Genomic DNA, 18,126 nt, shown 5'->3' with positions numbered 1-18,126 from the left:
CTAGAGAATCCGCCGCCCGGAACAAAGTGCGAATGCCTGCCGGCCGACGCGCGACGGGTCAGGCCCCGGCGAGCAGAGCCTGGCCGTAGCCGTCGATGAACTCCGCCGGCATCCGCTTCGGCTTGCCGCTGGACAGTTCGATGCAGACGAAGGTGGTCTGCGCCCGCAGCAGCGTGGCACCATCCGCCGGGCGTACCAACTGGAAGCGCCGGTTCATCCGCAGGCGCTGGTCGGACTCGACGATCCAGGTCGCCAGTTGCAGTTCGTCGCCCTCGTAGGCCGCGGCCAGGTAGTCGATCTCGTGGCGCAGCACCGCCATCGCCCGGTCCAGCCGGCGGTACTCGGCCAGGTCCAGGCCCAGCCGCTGCGAGTGGCGCCAGGCGCAGCGCTCCAACCAACTGACGTAGACGGCGTTGTTCGCGTGGCCGAGCCCGTCGATGTCCTCGGTGAGGACCCTGAGGTCGATCACGAACGGATCGGCGTAGTCCCAATTCATCAATGCTGCTCCAGGCTGCCGGCCAGTTCGCGCGCTTCCCTGGCCAGTTGTGTGATCTGATCCCAGGCCCGCGCCCGGATCAAGCTCGGCGGCGCCAGCCAGGTGCCGCCGACACAGGCGACATTGGGCAGGCGGAGGAAATTCAGCAGGTTGTCCAGGTTGACCCCGCCGGTCGGGCAGAAGCGGATGCCGGTGAACGGCCCCTTCAGGCTTTTCAGCATTTTCACGCTGGCAGTGCCATCGGCCGGGAACAGCTTCAGCGAGCGATAACCGTACTCCAGCGCCAGCAACACTTCCGAAGGCGTCATCACCCCGGGCAGGTATGGCAGGCCGGCATCCTCCGCGGCGGCGGCAAGGCGCGGCGTGCATCCGGGGCTGACGGCGAACTGTGCGCCTGCGTCGCGCGCCTCGAGAAACTGCTCGGTGTGGATCAGGGTACCCGCCCCCAGCAGGACCTCGGGCACCTCGCGATGGATGGCGGCGATCGCGTCCAGCGCCTGCGGCGTGCGCAGCGTCAGTTCCAGCACCGTGACGCCGCCCGCATACAACGCGCGCGCCAGGTCGGGCGCCAGCGCCACGTCCTCGATCACCAGCACCGGCAATACCGGGCTGGCCTGCTGCAGGACCCGATCCAGCGGCAATGTCATGGGCACTCCTCGATTCGAAACGGTTCGCCCCGCCGGATCGCTCCGCGCGGGCCACAGCGCTTTTTACCGAAGAACCGAGGTCAGGACAACGACAACCCCTCTGCTACGCGCCTCAGGAAGCGCTCGCCGTCTTTTCCACGCGCCGGCAAGCGCGCATCGCCGGGCGCTCCTCGAGCAGCGCCAGCAGCGACTCGCTCAGCCTGCGCTCGCCGAGCAGTCGGTGGTGGCCGCCGCCCGGCAGACGCAGCAAGCGACTGGCCGGCCAGGCGGCATGGATGCGCTCGGCATTTTCCAACGCTACGCGCGTGTCGTCGTCGGCATGCACCACCAGCCCGGGCATTTCCAGACGGTAGCGCGCCACATCCAGGCACGCCGCGGATATGCCAGCCTGACGCTCGACCAGGCGGATGAAATGCGAGCGAGCCAGGGCCGGCAAACCGACGAAACGAGCGAACAGGCGCAACTGTTCGAGAATCCGCGACGGCGCCGAGACCGTCACCAGCGCTTCGCTGCGCAGCCCCATCTGGGCCGCCAGCAACGCCGCCGCGCCACCCAGGGAATGACCGACCACCGCACGCAGCGGCGGCAACTCGCCAGCGGCCTCCAGCAAGGCATGGGCGAACAGCACCACGTTCGCCTCCCTGCCCGGCGAGCGGCCATGGGCCGGCGCATCGAGGGCATACACCGAATAACCCGCGCCGACCAGTTGCTCGATCAGATGGGCGAACTGTGTCGGCCTGCCGGCCCAGCCATGCAGCAGCAGGACTGCCGGCCCCTCGCCCCAGCGCAACACCGACAGCCCGAAGCGCAGAGTGACGCGCTCCGAACTGGCCAGCAGCGGCAGCTCCCAATCCTTCGGCGGCCACTCGCCAGGCACCATGAACGTCCGACGCATACGCTCGGCCGTCCAACGCGGCGCGATGCGGCCGATCGTCCCGTTGAAACCGCGAATCCAGGTCAGGCTGCTCATCTCGCACCTCCTCAGTTCACCGCCTGCTTGGCGGCACGCAGAACCCGGTCGGACAGCTCCCCCGGCCCCAATGCCCGGGCCAGCGCCAAACCGCCAATCATCAGCACCAGGTCGGCCAGGGCGACGTCGGTTTCCTCGGGACTTTCCGCCAGGCTGGCGACCATGATCTCGACATGTCTGCTCAAGACCTCGCGAAACCCCTCCGGCAGGCGCGCCACCTCGGCTAGGGTCGCCGGCAGCGGACAACCGGCGTCGACCTGTGCGTCCCGATGCTTGCGCGACAGGTAGAAGGCGGCCGCCAAGGCACGACGCTCCTTTCCCGACAATCCGGGATCGAGTTCGCCGAGCAGTTCGCGGCGCTTGCCGAGCAATTGCTCGAACGCCTCGAGCATCAGCGCATCCTTGCTCTGGAAGTGGGCATAGAAGCCGCCGACGGTGAGCCCCGCCGCGCCCATCACTTCCCCGACGCTAGGTTCGACGGCGCCCCGCTCGAGCAGGGCCTGGGTGGCGGCACCGAGGATGCGGGCACGGGTCTGGGTTTTCTTGTCGCTCATGACGATCTCCGAAAATATTATGGATGAAATATTATATGCATAATAAAAATCGGCAAGCGTACGGCCGGGCCGTCTGTCAGGAAATTCGAAAAGGGAAAAAACAAAAGGGCCATTCCAATTCGGAATGGCCCTATAGAGCCCCGCAGAGCGGGAAAAAGTGGCGTCCCCTAGGGGACTCGAACCCCTGTTACCGCCGTGAAAGGGCGGTGTCCTAGGCCACTAGACGAAGGGGACAATGAAACCTTCGAAAAGTAAGGCCAGCGATGCTGGCCTTGGAATGTGGTGGAGCTAGACGGGATCGAACCGTCGACCTCTTGCATGCCATGCAAGCGCTCTCCCAGCTGAGCTATAGCCCCGAATTCGCCATCAGGCGGGCGATCTTCCGATCGCTTCGACAACCTTCCGGTCGTCGACACGTTCATCCATTGCTGGGACGGATGAACATGAAGTGGCGTCCCCTAGGGGACTCGAACCCCTGTTACCGCCGTGAAAGGGCGGTGTCCTAGGCCACTAGACGAAGGGGACGAAACCTTCGTAGGAATCCGCAAAACCAACCGCGTATTCCCGGCAATTTGGTGGAGCTAGACGGGATCGAACCGTCGACCTCTTGCATGCCATGCAAGCGCTCTCCCAGCTGAGCTATAGCCCCAAAGTACCGCTGGATCGCTTCACTTCGTTGAGTTCGTCGTGAAGACGGGGCGCATACTAAGGGCGAGGCTTGAGGCTGTCAACATTATTTTTCATCGAAACCTAAAAAATTTTACCGGAAGAACAATCACTTACCTCCCCTCCCCCAAAAACGAGGCCCGCAACTGGGCGGGCCTCGTCATCGACTGTGGGAGAAAGCCGGTCAGCCGGGAATGGCGTCGCGGATCTTCTCCCACTCCTTGGTTTCCTTTTTCGACGCCCCGCCCAGCAGCTCCAGGGCCTGGCGCAAGCGATAACGCGACAGGTCGGCGCCAAGGATCTCCATGGCGTCCAGCACCGAAACCGAGCTGGCATGCCCGGTGATGGCCGGGAACATCAGCGGCATCACGTCGCGCAGCTTGAGCTGGAGGTGCTCGGCGACAGCCTGGATGCAGCCGGTGATGCGTTCCTTCTCCCACTGGCGCAGGGATTCGAGTTTCCACAGCACCAGTTGCAGGACCTGGCGGACCTGGGTCGGATCGAGCTTCTTGTGTTCGAACAGCGAAGCGTCCAGCGGCACCCCGCCGCTGAAGAAGAATCCGGCCAGCGGCGCGATCTGGCTGAAGTTCTCCACCCGTCCCTGCACGTGCGGAGCGATCTTCATCAGGTATTCGGGATTCAACGCCCACTTCTGCACCTCACGGGCGAACTCCTCCACGGACTGCTCGCGGATCCACTGCCCGTTCAGCCAGGAGAGCTTCTCCAGGTCGAAGATCGGTCCGCCCAGGGAGACGCGCGACAGGTCGAAATGCTCGATCATCTCGGCGAGGGTGAATTTCTCGCGCTCGTCCGGCATCGACCAGCCCATCCGCCCGAGGTAGTTGAGCAGCGCCTGCGGCAGGTAGCCCATGCGCTCGTAGAAGGTGATAGAGGTCGGGTTCTTGCGCTTGGACAGCTTGCTCTTGTCCGGGTTGCGCAGCAGTGGCATGTAGCACAGCTGCGGCTGCTCCCAGCCGAAATACTCGTAGAGCTTGATCAGCTTGGGCGCCGACGGCAGCCACTCTTCGCCGCGCAGGACGTGGGTGATGCCCATCAGGTGGTCGTCGACCACGTTGGCGAGGAAGTAGGTGGGCAGGCCGTCGGCCTTCATCAGCACCTGCATGTCCATGCGATCCCACGGAATCTCGACATCGCCGCGGAGCATGTCCGGCACCACGCAGACGCCCTCGGTCGGCACCTTCATGCGGGTGACGTGGGACTCGCCGGCGGCGAGGCGGCGCTGCACCTCATCCTTCGGCAGGTGCATGCAGTGGCCGTCGTAGCGCGGGGTTTCCTTGCGCGCCATCTGCTCGGCGCGAACCGCATCGAGGCGCTCGGGCGTGCAGAAGCAGGTGAAGGCATGGCCCTTCTCGACCAGTTCGTCCGAATACTTCTTGTAGATATGCCCGCGCTCGCTCTGCCGGTACGGGCCATGCGGGCCGCCGACGTCCGGGCCCTCGTCCCATTCGATGCCGAGCCAGCGCAGGGCGTCGTAGATCTGCTGCTCGGACTCCCGCGTCGAACGCAGCTGGTCGGTGTCCTCGATGCGCAGGATGAACTGACCGCCGTGCTGACGCGCGAAGCACAGGTTGAACAGCGCGATGTATGCGGTACCGACGTGCGGGTCGCCCGTCGGCGACGGGGCGATGCGAGTACGAACAGTGGTCATGGAGACTCTCTTGCCAAGCGGAAGTTAAAACAGAAATTCAGGGGCGCGATGTTATCAGGCGGGCCGCCTCCGGCTCCAGTAAACGACCGGTGTCGGCCGGCAGGCGGCCGATCAGGAAATCGAGGAAGGCCTTGACCTTCATCGCCTGGAAACGCCGCGAAGGATAGACCGCATACAGTTCGCCGACCGGCAACGGCACGTCCGCCAGCAAACGCACCAGACGCCCGCTGTGCACGCTCTCCGCACAGATCAGCGCCGGTAGCGCGGCAATGCCGGCACCGGCGACCACCGCCTCGCGGGCGAAGGTGATGTTGTTGCAGGACAGCACCCGCTGGCAGGGCAGGCTGTCTCCGGAAAGCGGCCAGTAGCGCTGGGAGTCGGTGGACAGAAGGACCGCGCGATGCCCGGCAAGCTCGGCCACCGATGTCGGCGTGCCGTGCGCCGCCAGGTAGTCGGGGCTGGCGCAGAGCCAGCGGCTGGTAGAGAGCAGGCGACGGGCCACCAGGGTGGAATCCTCCGGCTGGCCGACCATGATCACGATGTCGACGCCCTCCTGCAGCGGATCGACGCTGCGCGAGGCCAGCTCGACCTCGGCGGTGATCTGCGGGTACTGGCGCATGAAGTCGCCCAGCAGGCTGGCGAGGAACATCTGGCCGAACTCTATCGGCGAGGTAATCCGCAGCAATCCCGACGGCGCCTGTTGCAACTGCATGACCGCCTGCTCGGCCTCGGCGAAATCGTGCATGATCTGCCGGCAGCGCTCGTAGTAGGCCTGCCCTACTTCGGTCAGGCGCAACTTGCGGGTAGTGCGATTGAGCAGGCGCACGCCCAGACGCTCCTCCAGCAGGGCGATGCGCCGGCTCACCGTGGACTTCTGCATGCCCAGGCTCTGCGCGGCCTGGGTGAAGCTGTGGTACTCCACCACGCGGGTGAAGATCAGCGCATCATCAAGCCCCATTATTGTTCCCTATAAGCAACAAAGAGTCCGAAGTGTAGCGCCTATAACGTCCGGCGGAACACTGCTAGATTGGCCGAATTTTGCCGACGGAACACTCCACCCATGCCCGCCCAACTCAAACGTCGCCTGACCGTCTTCCTGGTGGCCGTCGGCCTGATCGCCCTGGCCTTCTTCCTGCACTGGTGGTTCATCGGCCGCCACGTGGAAAACACCGACAACGCCTACGTCCAGGGCGAGATCACGCGGGTGGCCAGCCAGTTGGGCGCGCGGGTCGAGGAAGTCCTGGTGCGCGACAACCAGCACGTGGACAAGGGGCAGCTACTGGTACGCCTGGAAGACGCCGACTTCAAGCTCGCCGTCGAGCGCGCCCAGGCCGCGCTGGCCACCCGCGAGGCGGAACTGGCCCAGGCGCGCAGCAAGCTGGTGCAGCAGGGCAGCCTGATCGCCGCCAGCGCCGCCGACGTCAACGCCAGCCAGGCAACCCTCGGTCGCGCACAGATCGACCTGAACCGCGCCGAAGCCCTGCGCAAGCCCGGCTACGTTTCCGAGGAACGGGTCACCACCCTCACCGCCGACAACCATGTGGCTCGCTCGCAACTGGCCAAGGCCCGCGCCGACCTCGAGGCACAACGCGTCCAGCGCGACACCCTGGGCGCCGAGATCAAGCGCCTGGAAGCGCAGATCGCCAGCGCCCGCACCGAACTGGCGCAAGCCGAAATCAACCTGTCACGCACCCTGATCCATTCGCCGATCAGCGGCCTGGTCGGCCAGCGCAGCGCACGCAACGGCCAGTACGTGCAGGTCGGCACCCATTTGCTGTCGCTGGTGCCGGACGAAGACATCTGGGTCCAGGCCAACTTCAAGGAGACCCAGGTAGGCCGCATGCGCGACGGGCAGAAGGCGCGCCTGACCTTCGACGCCTTCCCCGACACGCCTATCGACGGCCGCATCGATAGCCTGTTCGCCGCTTCCGGCGCGCAGTTCAGCCTGCTGCCACCGGACAACGCCACCGGAAACTTCACCAAGGTGGTGCAACGCATCCCGGTGAAGATCGTGTTCGAGGCCGACAACCCGCTGCATGGCCGCATCCGCCCCGGCATGTCCGTCGAAGCCGAGGTCGAGCTCCGTGACCGCTGAGGCGCTGGCCCGGCCGCTTGGCGAACCGACCCGGCGCGACTGGATCGCGGTGCTCAGCGCCATGCTCGGCGCATTCATGGCGGTGCTCGACATCCAGATCACCAACTCCTCGCTGAAGGACATCCAGGGCGCGCTGGCGGCAACCCTCGAGGAAGGCTCGTGGATCTCCACCTCCTACCTGGTGGCGGAGATCATCATGATCCCGATGACCGCCTGGCTGGTGCAACTGCTCTCGGCACGCCGCCTGGCGGTGATGATCTCGGTGGGCTTCCTGGTGTCCTCGCTGCTCTGCTCGTTCGCCTGGAACCTGGAAAGCATGATCGTGTTCCGCGCCATGCAGGGTTTCACCGGCGGCGCGCTGATTCCGCTGGCGTTCACCCTGGCCCTGGTCAAGTTGCCGGAACACCACCGTCCGAAGGGCATGGCGCTGTTCGCCATCACCGCCACCTTCGCGCCCTCCATCGGACCGACCCTGGGAGGCTGGCTGACGGAAAACTTCGGCTGGGAATACATCTTCTATATCAACGTGCCGCCGGGCCTGTTGATGATCGCCGGGCTGCTCTACGGCCTGGAGAAAAAGGCGCCGCATTGGGAACTGCTGAAGAGTACCGACTACGCCGGCATTGTCACCCTCGGCATCGGCCTGGGCTGCCTGCAGGTTTTCCTCGAGGAAGGTCACCGCAAGGACTGGCTGGAGTCGCAACTGATCGTCAGCCTCGGCAGCGTCGCCCTGTTCAGCCTGGTCCTGTTCGTCATCCTGCAACTGTCGCGGCCGAACCCGCTGATCGACCTGGGCATCCTGCGCAACCGCAACTTCGGCCTCGCGAGCATTTCCAGCATCGGTCTGGGCATGGGCCTGTACGGCTCGATCTACGTACTGCCGCTGTACCTGGCACAAATCCAGGGCTACAACGCCATGCAGATCGGCGAGGTGATCATGTGGATGGGCATTCCCCAGCTGTTCCTGATCCCGCTGGTCCCGAAGTTGATGAAGCTGGTCTCGCCGCGCCTGCTCTGCGCCGCCGGCTTCGGCCTGTTCGGCCTTGCCAGCTTCTTCTCCGGGGTGCTCAACCCGGACTTCGCCGGACCGCAGTTCAACCAGATCCAGCTACTGCGCGCCCTCGGCCAGCCGATGATCATGGTGACCATTTCGCTGATCGCCACCGCCTACCTGCAGCCACAGGATGCCGGCTCGGCCTCGAGCCTGTTCAACATCCTGCGCAACCTCGGCGGCGCCATCGGCATCGCCCTGCTCGCGACCCTGCTCGACAGTCGCGCCAAGGTGTACTTCGACTATCTGCGCGAAGCCCTGATGCCGACCAACCCGCAGGTCGACGAACGCCTCGCGCAACTCGCCGCGCAACTGGGCAGCCAGCAGGCGGCGCTGGGCAAACTCAGCGAGATCACCCACCAGCAGGCGATGATCATGGCCTACAACGATGCTTTCCATGTCATCGGCATGGTGCTCGCAGTGAGCATGCTCGCGGTGCTGCTGACCCGCTCGCTGCCGGCCGGCATCGGCACCCGCGCCGACGCCGGGGCTCACTGAGGATCAGACGTTGACCAGGCGCTCGCGCAGCGTCTGGATCTCGTCGCGCAGTTGCGCCGCCGCCTCGAACTCCAGGTCGCGGGCCAACTGGTACATCTTTTCCTCCAGTTGGCGGATGCGCTTGCTGATCTCGCTCGGCGAGCGCAGTTCGTTCTCGTAGCGCCCGCTCTCCTCCGCCACCTTGGCCACGCCCTTGCGCTTGCCGCGCGCGCCGGGCACCACGGCGCCTTCGAGAATGTCCTTGATGTCCTTGCGCACCCCCTTGGGCACGATGCCATGGGCTTCGTTGAAGGCGATCTGCTTGGCCCGACGCCGCTCGGTCTCGTCGATCGCACGCTGCATCGAGCCGGTGACGTTGTCGGCGTAGAGGATCGCCTTGCCGTGCAGGTTGCGCGCGGCACGACCGATGGTCTGGATCAGCGAGCGCTCCGAGCGCAGGAAGCCTTCCTTGTCCGCGTCGAGGATCGCCACCAGCGACACCTCGGGCATGTCCAGGCCTTCGCGCAGCAGGTTGATCCCCACCAGCACGTCGAACGCACCGGCGCGCAGGTCGCGGATGATCTCCACTCGCTCGACGGTATCGATGTCCGAGTGCAAGTAGCGCACCCGCACGTCGTGATCGCCGAGATAATCGGTGAGGTCCTCGGCCATGCGCTTGGTCAGGGTAGTCACCAGCACCCGCTCGTCCTTGGCCACACGCTGGCGGATCTGCGAGAGCAGGTCGTCCACCTGGGTCATCGCCGGACGTACCTCGATCTCCGGATCGACCAGCCCGGTGGGACGCACCACCTGCTCGATGACCCGCCCGGCATGCTCCGCCTCGTAGGGGCCCGGGGTGGCGGAGACGAAGATGGTCTGCGGACTCACCGCCTCCCACTCTTCGAAGCGCAGCGGCCGGTTGTCCAGCGCCGAAGGCAGGCGGAAACCGTATTCCACCAGGGTCTCCTTGCGCGAGCGGTCGCCCTTGAACATCGCACCGACCTGCGGAACGCTGACGTGCGATTCGTCGATAACCAGCAGCGAGTTGGCCGGCAGGTAGTCGTAGAGCGTCGGCGGCGGCTCGCCGGGGGCCCGCCCGGAAAGATAGCGCGAGTAGTTCTCGATGCCGTTGCAGTAGCCCAGCTCGAGGATCATCTCCAGGTCGAAACGGGTGCGCTGCTCCAGGCGCTGCGCTTCCACCAGCTTGTTGTTGTTGCGCAGGTAGTCCAGGCGTTCCTTGAGTTCGGCCTTGATCTGGTCGACCGCCTCCAGCAGCGTCTCGCGCGGGGTCACGTAGTGGCTCTTGGGGTAGAAGGTGAAGCGCGGCAGCTTGCGGATCACCTCGCCGGTGAGCGGATCGAAGGCCGAGAGGCTTTCCACCTCGTCGTCGAACAACTCGACACGAATCGCCTCGAGATCGGATTCGGCCGGGAAGATGTCGATCACATCGCCACGCACACGGAAAGTCGCACGGGCGAAATCCATGTCGTTGCGGGTGTACTGCAGGCTGGTCAGTCGCCGCAGCAGTTCGCGCTGGTCGATGCGGTCGCCGCGGTCCAGGTGCAGGACCATCTTCAGGTAGGACGCGGGATCACCGAGGCCGTAGATGGACGACACGGTGGCGACGATGATCGCATCCGGACGCTCGAGCAGCGCCTTGGTCGCCGACAGGCGCATCTGCTCGATATGGTCGTTGATCGAGGAGTCCTTCTCGATATAGGTATCGGAAGACGGGACGTAGGCCTCCGGCTGGTAGTAGTCGTAGTAGGAAACGAAGTACTCCACGGAATTGTGCGGGAAGAACGTCTTGAACTCCCCGTAGAGCTGGGCCGCCAGGGTCTTGTTCGGCGCCAGGACCAGGGTCGGGCGCTGCACCTGGGCAATCACGTTGGCGATGCTGAAAGTCTTGCCAGAGCCCGTCACCCCCAGCAGGGTCTGGTGCGAAAGCCCCGCCTCCAGCCCCTCGACCATCTGCCGGATGGCTTCCGGCTGGTCGCCGGCGGGCTTGAAGCGCGAGTCGAGTTGGAACGTATCCATGAAAAACCTCGCAGGGAGCTGTGACGCCAAGGAAAATCCGGCGTCAGAAATAGCTGAAAGCATGCACCTAAATGTCGCCGCATGCATCAAGGGGTGTCTATAATAACCCCCCGTTTGCGCAACCCTTTGCGCCCCCGCATAACGGGTTGCGTTGCCCTCCTCTCTTCACACTCCGAGCAGCCGCAAAATGAGTCTGTTTTCTGCCGTCGAAATGGCACCGCGTGATCCCATCCTTGGCCTGAACGAAGCCTTCAACGCCGATACCCGTCCGGGCAAGATCAACCTGGGCGTGGGCGTGTACTACAACGAGGAGGGGCGCATTCCGCTGTTGCGTGCCGTGCAGGCTGCCGAGAAGGCCCGCATCGAGGCCCACGCGCCGCGCGGCTACCTGCCGATCGAAGGGATCGCCGCCTACGACCAGGGCGTACAGAAACTGCTGTTCGGTAACGAGTCCGAGCTGCTGGCCGCCGGCCGTGTGGTCACGACCCAGGCCGTCGGCGGCACCGGCGCGCTCAAGCTCGGCGCCGACTTCCTCAAGCGCCTGCTGCCCGACGCCACCGTGGCCATCAGCGACCCGAGCTGGGAAAACCACCGCGCACTGTTCGAAGCCGCCGGCTTCCCGGTGCAGAACTACCGCTATTACGACGCCGCCAGCAATGGCGTGAACCGCGCCGGCCTGCTGGAAGACCTGAATGCCCTGCCGGCCCGCTCGATCGTGGTCCTGCACGCCTGCTGCCATAATCCGACCGGCGTCGATCTCGAGCTGGACGACTGGAAACAGGTGCTGGACGTGCTCAAGGCCAAGGGCCACGTGCCGTTCCTCGACATCGCCTACCAGGGCTTCGGCAACGGCATCGAGGAAGACGCCGCCGCGGTGCGCCTGTTCGCCCAGTCGGGCCTGAGCTTCTTCGTTTCCAGCTCGTTTTCCAAATCCTTCTCGCTCTATGGCGAACGCGTCGGCGCCCTCTCGATCGTGACCGAAAGCCGCGATGAATCGGCCCGCGTGCTGTCCCAGGTGAAGCGGGTGATCCGCACCAACTATTCGAACCCACCGACCCACGGCGCCAGCGTCGTCTCCTCCGTGCTCAACAGCCCGGAACTGCGGGCCCTCTGGGAGCAGGAACTGGGCGAGATGCGCGACCGCATCCGCGACATGCGCCTGGCGATGGTCGAGCAACTGGCAGCCCACGGCGCCAAGCGCGACTTCAGCTTCGTCGGTCGCCAACGTGGCATGTTCTCCTATTCCGGCCTGACCGCCGACCAGGTCGAGCGCCTGAAGACCGAGTTCGGTATCTACGCCGTCAGCACCGGCCGTATCTGCGTCGCCGCGCTGAACAAATCGAACCTGGAGACCATCACCAAGGCCATCGTCCAGGTCCTGTAGGGAAAATGGGGAAGTCATCGGGAGAGGCTTGACTTCCCCTTTTTAATCAGTAACATACGCCTCGCTGTTCCGCGATAGCTCAGTCGGTAGAGCAAATGACTGTTAATCATTGGGTCCCTGGTTCGAGTCCAGGTCGCGGAGCCAAATTCAAAGCCCTCGGCACATGCCGGGGGCTTTTTCGTTATCGGGACGAAAGTTCGCCCCTTCAGTCGCACCTCACTCGATGACGATCCGCGCCCGGTTCTTCTCCAGCAACGCCGGGCCTACCCCTTTCACTTCCAGCAGTTGATCCACCGAGACGAACGGACCATGGGCCGCACGATACTCGAGGATCGCCCTGGCCTTGGCCTCGCCGACACCGTTGAGCCCCCGTATCAGGGCGGCCTCGTCGACCGTATTGATATTGACCTGCTCCCCCGGCGACACGGTCGTCGCAGGTGTCGTTGCGGCCAGCGGATTCTTGGCGACGGCGACCGGTGCGGCGGAAGCCGAAAACGGAAGACAGGCGAACAGGATGAGAAGCAGAGCGGATTTGATTAGGTGCATGGGTGCACTCCTTCAGAGATGAATGACCACGTAGAGGGCTTCATGCCCATCCACGAAACCACCTTATCGCCGTGGAACGCACCTGGATCGACAGCCCCAGCAAAGCAGTCGCTTCCTGGTCCGGCACCGGAAACATCGTACGGAGAAAACAAAAAAGGCCGCTAGGCGGCCTTTTCCGGAGAACGATGACTCAGGGTTCTCGCCGCCTCTGGCGATAGATCCAGTCGACGATTTCACCGTCAGGCGCATAGCCGCTGACGGTTTCCCGCAGCAACTGGCGAACCCGCGAGTAGTCGTCCTTCTCCACGGCGGCCAGCAACTGCTCCAGCACGACCTTGAAGGCCTCCCAGCTCAGGTGTTCCTCGTTGGCCCGCATGATCATCGGATGGTCGGTGGGATTCACGTTGTCACCGATCAGCAGCTCTTCGTAGAGCTTCTCGCCAGGACGCAGGCCACTGAACTCGATGGCGATGTCACCATGGGGCGAACGCTCGGAACGCACGCTCAGGCCGGACAGGTGGATCATCTTCTCGGCGAGCTCCAGGATCTTCACCGGCGGCCCCATGTCCAGCACGAATACATCTCCGCCCTGCCCCATCGAACCGGCCTGGATGACCAACTGCGCCGCCTCGGGAATGGTCATGAAGTAACGGGTGATGCTCGGGTGGGTGACCGTCACCGGGCCGCCGCGCTTGATCTGCTCGCGGAACAGCGGAATGACCGAACCGGACGAACCGAGGACGTTGCCGAAGCGGACCATGGTGAAACGGGTCTTGTTGACGTGATGCACGTCCTTCCGATCGCCGAACAGCACCGGTGCCGATTCGTTGCTGAGCGCCTGAAGGACCATCTCCGCCAGGCGCTTGGTGCTGCCCATCACATTGGTCGGCCGCACCGCCTTGTCGGTGGAAATCAGCACGAAGTTCTGCACGCCGACCTGCACCGCGGCCTGCACCGCATGCAAGGTGCCTATCACGTTGTTGAGAACGCCCTCGGCGATGTTGTGCTCGACGATCGGCACATGCTTGTAGGCCGCCGCATGGTAGACGGTATTGACCTTCCAGGTACGCATCACGTCCACCAGGCGCTCGGGATTGCGCACCGAACCGAGGATCGGCAACAGGTTCACCGAAAGCGACTCGCGCTTGATCCGACGCTCCAGTTCCTGATGGATGCTGTAGAGGTTGTATTCGCTGTGCTCGAACAGGATCAGCACGCTAGGCGAACAACTCATGATCTGCCGACAGAGTTCCGAACCGATAGAACCGCCCGCCCCGGTCACCATCACCACCTGACCGCGGATGCACCGTTCCAGCAGCTCCTTGCGCGGTGCGACGCTGTCGCGCCCCAGCAGGTCAGCGATGTCCACCTCCTGCAGGTCGTCCACCTTGACCCGACCGCTGGCCAGGTCCATGAAGCCAGGCATGCTACGCACGTGCAGCGGGAACGGCTCCAGGGACTCGAGAATCTCTCGGCGCCGGGCCCGAGTGGCGGAAGGAATCGCCAGGAGAACCTCCTGCGCGCCCGTCTCGTCGATCATCTGGCGGATATGCTTGGCGGTATAGACCCGCAGACCGGCGATGACCCGGTTGGCGATCTGCTTGTCGTCATCGATGAACGCCACCGGACGCATCGCCCGACCGAGACGCAATGCCGCAACCAACTGGTTGCCGGCCGCCCCCGCGCCATAGATGGCCACCCTGGGCAGGCCATCCTGGCGATTGAGAAATGGTACCGACTGCACAGCAGAGTACCAGTCGCCCATGAAATACTGGCGCATGGCCAGACGCAAGCCGCCGATCAGCAGCATGCTCAACCACCAGTAGTTGAACACCAGGGAACGCGGCACCACCGCCGGCGGGGAGCGGTACCAGTAGACCAGCAACGACAGGACCAGCGCGGAAATGGTGACGGCCTTGGCGATCGCGATAAGGGCGTCGTTGCCCAGGTAGCGCATCACCGCCCGGTACATGCCGAAGCGGATGAAGAGCGGGATGGCGGTTAGAGGCGCCGCTATGAACAGCCAGGCATGATCCCCGAACGGATCGATCATGTCTTCGGTGCCGAGACGCACCAGGAAAGCCAGCCACAATGAAAGCCACACCAGGCCGATGTCCGTCGCAACCTGGAGAATGCGCTTCTGGCGGCGCGGCAATCCCAGGAGGCGTCCACGCAAGTTATCCAACATCCTATTAATCAGCCCCCTTCACTGCACCCGCATCCACCCGAACAAGTCCGGGCAGTCCATTTCCTTGGTCTGGCAAATACCATTCCGGAACCCAAATCACGCTATCGGCAGTAGTCACTACTGATCATCGCTTGCACATTCCTTTCATATTATACGTTCCCGGAAAATCGTCCCGCGCCTCCAGCCAACCGGGACATTCAAGCAGCGCGTGATTCCAGGACTCCGGCCTTAAAACGGAGCGCCAGGAACGCCAGAGGCAGGTAGCCAATCAACAAAGCAAGCATGCCGTCGATCTTCCCCGCTGCGACAAGCAGTGCCAGTGGCAACAACCAGAAGATGTTGATGCCTCCCACTGCCAGGGTAACAGGAAGATGACGCCCGTAATGACGAGAAGCATACTGGTATGCGTGACTGCGATGCGCCTCATAAACCTTGTCTCCCCGCAGCAACCGGCGCAACAAGGTCAGGGTGGCATCAACAATGAATACCCCCAGCAGGATGAGCCAACCCCAGAAGAGTTGCGGCGAGACCCATGCGGCTTGCAGGGAAAGGCCACCAATGATAACCCCCAAGAAACCGCTACCAGCATCCCCCATGAAGATCCGCGCAGGAGGGAAATTCCAGAAAAGGAACCCCGTCACCGCGGCTGCCAGCAGCGCCGCCAACCAAACGCCCTGGGATGCCTCATCGGAACCTACACCACTGACCACGACAAGCAGGGCAGCGCCAACGCACACACACACAGCCTCAACGCTGGCAATCCCATCGATACCGTCCATGAAATTGTAGAGATTGAGCATCCATACCAGATAGAACGCCGCAGCTATGTGTCCAACCCACCCCAGATCGACCACAAGGCCGAAAAAGGCCAATGCAGGCAAACCTCCAAGCCAGTACAGCAGCCAGCAAGCACCGGCGAAATGGCCGAGCAAACGCCAACGGGCAGCGATATGGCCATGATCGTCGAGGAAGCCCAGCAATGCGATCCCAATACCCGCCCCCAGGATACCAGTGGCCAGATCCGGTTTCACCGCGCCCAATATCGCCGCAAGCAGCACTGCCAGCAGGAAGGAGAGCACGATAGCGACACCGCCCCCCCTAGGCGTCGGCACCTGGTGAGAACTTCGAGCATTGGGTACATCGATCAAGCTGCGGGCAATCGCGTAACGGCGCAAGCCGGCGGTCAACAGCAGGGAAAGAGCGGCAACCGCCGGCAACAACAACCATAGATTCATCATTGGCGATCCAGGAAAGAGCGGGCGGTTTTCTCCAATGCCTGGTCCACCCCTACCGGCGGAGTCCAGCCAAGCACTTGGCGGGTTTTCATGATATCGACTTGCAATGAGCCGCACAGGCGGCGAGCAAATGCCTGCCTGTTCAGAACTTTCGCCGCTGCACCGATCCAACTGGCGGGAACAGGCAGCAGGCGAGCGGGAGCGCCCAAGGCGCGTCCCATTCTCCGCAGCAACTCGGTGGTGGAAAGATCCTCACCGTCGCTTACGAGGAAAACTTGCCCGACCGCAGCCGGATGCTCGATGCAGGTGATGATGAGGTCGACAAGATTATCCAGCGACACCAGACTACGCCGATTATGAATAGCCCCTAGAGGGAGGGGCACGCCGCGCTTCAGCCAGCGCATCATGGTCTGTACGTTGGCCTTGACCCCTGGACCATAAACCAGGACCGGTCGGATGATCACAACCTCCAGTCCGGTCTCTTCCGCCAGATCCAATAGCGCTTGCTCCGCTTCCCGTTTGGAAACGCCATAGGGATCGACAGGATTGGGCGGACTGTCCGCAGTATAGGGCCGACCGGGCTCAGTTCCCTCGCCATTGACCTTTATCGAGCTGATAAAGATGAAACGCCGCACTCCCCGGGATACGGCCTCCCGGGCCAGATCAAGTGTCCCCTGAACGTTGGCCTTGCGGAACTCGACGAGCGGATCGGAGGCCGTCTCGCTCATGACATGCACGCGGGCAGCGCAATGAACCACCGTATCGATGGCCGACTCCGCATCCCAGACAACAGAACTGCCCAGTTCACCCAGAAGCAAGGGAGTAACCCCTCGAGGCCAGGCCCCACCTCTTCGGCGGCACCCGGCCCAAACCTTGTACTGCCCGGAAGAACAGAGACTATTGACCAGCGCGGCCCCGATGAATCCGGTTGCCCCCGTTACCAATACATTATGTCGCGTCAAGCTCCGCTCCCTAGTGCCCGATAAATATCCAGGTGCTGTTGGACGATACTTTCGATCGCAAAATCACGCTCTGCCAACGCTCGCCCAGCAGCTCCCATCTTCTTGCGCAACTCTGGCGACTCGATAAGACGCTGAATGGCATCCGCCAGAGCAGCAGAATCACGCACCGGCACGAGCAGGCCCGTAACATCAGCCTGGATTGCATCCCGGCAACCCGGTACATCGGTCGTCACAACCGCACGCCCGCACGCCGACGCCTCGACCAGGACCTTAGGAAGCCCTTCACGATAAGAAGGCAGAACGACTATATGCGAACGGGCGAAGACAGACGCGATATCCTGGCGATAACCAAGACACTCGATCGTGCCCTCGCTACGCCAACGCTCTAGTTCGGACGGCTCGATACTGGTGGGGTTCCCAGGATCCAGGTCTCCGACCAGTTGAAAATGTGCCGGTACGCTGCGCTGCCTAAGGATATTTGCCGCTTCGACGAATTCCAGCACACCCTTGTCCCTGAGCAACCGAGCCGCCAATGTGACCACCGGCGTTTCGGGGCTTTCCGGGGCCGGCTGGTACTGCGTCAGGTCGACCCCCGAACCGCGAATCAGGACGGACTTTTCAAAAGTGATCGCACCCAGGCCGATCAGCGCGTCCCGATCATCGGGATTTTGAAAGATGACACGCAACTTTTTCTTGCCCAAAGCCCGCCGATAAAGCCAGGCGACACAGGCACGAAACGCGCAGGCCTTCAGACCCTTGGCCATGAAAACGAAACCAAGTCCGGAAACGGCCGCCACGACCCCCTTCACCGGCGCCAAGCGTGCGGCGATACCGCCATAGATTACCGGCTTGATGGTAACCAAGTGTAAAACATCAGGCCGCAATCTCCACAAAAGGCGCCAGACATAAGTCAGCAGATACAGCTCTGAAAAAGGATTTTTTCCGCTTCTGGACAGTGGCAATTCATGATGCAGAAAACCTTGGGAGACGATCTTTTTCACCGCGTCACCAGGGCGTGTGGCGATATGTACCTGGAAACCAGCCTGCTGGGCTCCGACAGCGACCGGTAAACGGTGAGACATGAAGAAAGCCGGGTCGTTCACTATCATCAACAATACCGGCTTCATGCAAACTCCTCGATGCGTTTTA

At 63.2% G+C, this 18,126-nt stretch carries 15 protein-coding genes and 5 tRNA genes; 4 read left to right on the top strand and 16 right to left on the bottom strand.

The genetic code is table 11. The annotated features are described in order from the left end of the window. Window positions 1-58 precede the first annotated feature (58 nt). From ACI766_RS09235 to ACI766_RS09190, 10 genes are all read right to left on the bottom strand, one after another. The gene (locus ACI766_RS09235; protein ID WP_003111181.1) at window positions 59-496 is read right to left on the bottom strand and encodes an acyl-CoA thioesterase; all 438 of its coding nucleotides are present in this window, start codon (window positions 494-496) and stop codon (window positions 59-61) included. After that, window positions 496-1,143, bottom strand: coding sequence for a bifunctional 4-hydroxy-2-oxoglutarate aldolase/2-dehydro-3-deoxy-phosphogluconate aldolase (locus tag ACI766_RS09230; RefSeq protein WP_023104570.1), 648 nt, complete (start codon window positions 1,141-1,143; stop codon window positions 496-498). Before ACI766_RS09230 ends, ACI766_RS09235 begins: the two co-directional genes overlap by 1 nt. A 112-nt stretch (window positions 1,144-1,255) precedes the next feature. After that, entirely contained in the window at window positions 1,256-2,113 is an 858-nt protein-coding gene (locus ACI766_RS09225; RefSeq protein WP_023104571.1) for an alpha/beta fold hydrolase, read from the bottom strand. A gap of 11 nt (window positions 2,114-2,124) precedes the next feature. Next, window positions 2,125-2,667, bottom strand: a complete 543-nt coding sequence (locus ACI766_RS09220; RefSeq protein ID WP_003091415.1) for a TetR/AcrR family transcriptional regulator — start codon at window positions 2,665-2,667, stop codon at window positions 2,125-2,127. 158 nt (window positions 2,668-2,825) lie between these two features. Further along, window positions 2,826-2,901, bottom strand: a tRNA-Glu gene (locus ACI766_RS09215). Between the two features lie 46 nt (window positions 2,902-2,947). Continuing rightward, window positions 2,948-3,023, bottom strand: a tRNA-Ala gene (locus ACI766_RS09210). 93 nt (window positions 3,024-3,116) lie between these two features. After that, window positions 3,117-3,192 (bottom strand) — tRNA-Glu (locus ACI766_RS09205). Window positions 3,193-3,240: 48 nt separating this feature from the next. Further along, window positions 3,241-3,316, bottom strand: a tRNA-Ala gene (locus ACI766_RS09200). 201 nt (window positions 3,317-3,517) lie between these two features. After that, window positions 3,518-5,002: a glutamate--tRNA ligase gene (gene gltX / locus ACI766_RS09195; protein WP_003104596.1), complete on the bottom strand. Its 1,485-nt coding sequence runs from the start codon at window positions 5,000-5,002 to the stop codon at window positions 3,518-3,520. A gap of 37 nt (window positions 5,003-5,039) precedes the next feature. Further along, entirely contained in the window at window positions 5,040-5,960 is a 921-nt protein-coding gene (locus tag ACI766_RS09190; protein WP_023104572.1) for a LysR family transcriptional regulator, read from the bottom strand. A gap of 102 nt (window positions 5,961-6,062) precedes the next feature. Here ACI766_RS09190 and ACI766_RS09185 point away from each other — a divergent pair, with 102 nt between their 5' ends. Together ACI766_RS09185 and ACI766_RS09180 are read left to right on the top strand one after the other, a co-directional pair. Then, complete coding sequence (locus tag ACI766_RS09185; protein WP_176421652.1) at window positions 6,063-7,097, top strand: HlyD family secretion protein; 1,035 nt, start codon at window positions 6,063-6,065, stop codon at window positions 7,095-7,097. A gap of 49 nt (window positions 7,098-7,146) precedes the next feature. Further along, window positions 7,147-8,646 (top strand): MDR family MFS transporter, encoded by a 1,500-nt coding sequence (locus ACI766_RS09180; RefSeq protein ID WP_077144055.1) that lies wholly within the window; start codon window positions 7,147-7,149, stop codon window positions 8,644-8,646. Window positions 8,647-8,649: 3 nt separating this feature from the next. Here ACI766_RS09180 and uvrB read toward each other — a convergent pair whose 3' ends face one another. Beyond that, entirely contained in the window at window positions 8,650-10,662 is a 2,013-nt protein-coding gene (gene uvrB, locus ACI766_RS09175) for an excinuclease ABC subunit UvrB (protein WP_003104590.1), read from the bottom strand. Window positions 10,663-10,849: 187 nt separating this feature from the next. Here uvrB and ACI766_RS09170 point away from each other — a divergent pair, with 187 nt between their 5' ends. Then, complete coding sequence (locus ACI766_RS09170; protein WP_003104588.1) at window positions 10,850-12,046, top strand: amino acid aminotransferase; 1,197 nt, start codon at window positions 10,850-10,852, stop codon at window positions 12,044-12,046. Window positions 12,047-12,114: 68 nt separating this feature from the next. After that, a tRNA-Asn gene (locus ACI766_RS09165) sits at window positions 12,115-12,190 on the top strand. 72 nt (window positions 12,191-12,262) lie between these two features. On the opposite strand, the gene ACI766_RS09160 is transcribed toward ACI766_RS09165, so the two are convergent. The 5 genes from ACI766_RS09160 to ACI766_RS09140 form a co-directional block, all read right to left on the bottom strand. Beyond that, window positions 12,263-12,592: a ComEA family DNA-binding protein gene (locus ACI766_RS09160; RefSeq protein ID WP_003104586.1), complete on the bottom strand. Its 330-nt coding sequence runs from the start codon at window positions 12,590-12,592 to the stop codon at window positions 12,263-12,265. Between the two features lie 190 nt (window positions 12,593-12,782). After that, entirely contained in the window at window positions 12,783-14,780 is a 1,998-nt protein-coding gene (locus ACI766_RS09155; protein ID WP_003122257.1) for a polysaccharide biosynthesis protein, read from the bottom strand. Between the two features lie 197 nt (window positions 14,781-14,977). Then, on the bottom strand, window positions 14,978-16,015 hold the full coding sequence (locus tag ACI766_RS09150; protein ID WP_003452706.1) for an MraY family glycosyltransferase: 1,038 nt from the start codon (window positions 16,013-16,015) through the stop codon (window positions 14,978-14,980). Continuing rightward, the gene (locus ACI766_RS09145; RefSeq protein WP_016253165.1) at window positions 16,015-16,977 is read right to left on the bottom strand and encodes a UDP-glucose 4-epimerase family protein; all 963 of its coding nucleotides are present in this window, start codon (window positions 16,975-16,977) and stop codon (window positions 16,015-16,017) included. Before ACI766_RS09145 ends, ACI766_RS09150 begins: the two co-directional genes overlap by 1 nt. Then, window positions 16,974-18,104 (bottom strand): glycosyltransferase family 4 protein, encoded by a 1,131-nt coding sequence (locus ACI766_RS09140; RefSeq protein WP_003122254.1) that lies wholly within the window; start codon window positions 18,102-18,104, stop codon window positions 16,974-16,976. The genes ACI766_RS09145 and ACI766_RS09140 overlap by 4 nt, the downstream gene beginning before the upstream one ends. Window positions 18,105-18,126 lie beyond the last annotated feature (22 nt).

Source organism: Pseudomonas sp. DL (assembly GCF_047199225.1).
Classification (GTDB): domain Bacteria; phylum Pseudomonadota; class Gammaproteobacteria; order Pseudomonadales; family Pseudomonadaceae; genus Pseudomonas; species Pseudomonas aeruginosa.
This window is presented reverse-complemented; position numbering and strand designations above follow the sequence as displayed.

Bases quoted from the DNA above. Each gene is read 5' to 3' on its own strand.
- ACI766_RS09155 (WP_003122257.1), bottom strand. From the start codon at position 14,780: ATGTTGGATAACTTGCGTGGACGCCTCCTGGGATTGCCGCGCCGCCAG.
- gltX (WP_003104596.1), bottom strand. From the start codon at position 5,002: ATGACCACTGTTCGTACTCGCATCGCCCCGTCGCCGACGGGCGACCCG.
- ACI766_RS09235 (WP_003111181.1), bottom strand. From the start codon at position 496: ATGAATTGGGACTACGCCGATCCGTTCGTGATCGACCTCAGGGTCCTC.
- ACI766_RS09230 (WP_023104570.1), bottom strand. From the start codon at position 1,143: ATGACATTGCCGCTGGATCGGGTCCTGCAGCAGGCCAGCCCGGTATTG.
- ACI766_RS09185 (WP_176421652.1), top strand. From the start codon at position 6,063: ATGCCCGCCCAACTCAAACGTCGCCTGACCGTCTTCCTGGTGGCCGTC.
- ACI766_RS09160 (WP_003104586.1), bottom strand. From the start codon at position 12,592: ATGCACCTAATCAAATCCGCTCTGCTTCTCATCCTGTTCGCCTGTCTT.
- ACI766_RS09150 (WP_003452706.1), bottom strand. From the start codon at position 16,015: ATGAATCTATGGTTGTTGTTGCCGGCGGTTGCCGCTCTTTCCCTGCTG.
- ACI766_RS09225 (WP_023104571.1), bottom strand. From the start codon at position 2,113: ATGAGCAGCCTGACCTGGATTCGCGGTTTCAACGGGACGATCGGCCGC.
- ACI766_RS09220 (WP_003091415.1), bottom strand. From the start codon at position 2,667: ATGAGCGACAAGAAAACCCAGACCCGTGCCCGCATCCTCGGTGCCGCC.
- ACI766_RS09170 (WP_003104588.1), top strand. From the start codon at position 10,850: ATGAGTCTGTTTTCTGCCGTCGAAATGGCACCGCGTGATCCCATCCTT.
- uvrB (WP_003104590.1), bottom strand. From the start codon at position 10,662: ATGGATACGTTCCAACTCGACTCGCGCTTCAAGCCCGCCGGCGACCAG.
- ACI766_RS09140 (WP_003122254.1), bottom strand. From the start codon at position 18,104: ATGAAGCCGGTATTGTTGATGATAGTGAACGACCCGGCTTTCTTCATG.
- ACI766_RS09190 (WP_023104572.1), bottom strand. From the start codon at position 5,960: ATGGGGCTTGATGATGCGCTGATCTTCACCCGCGTGGTGGAGTACCAC.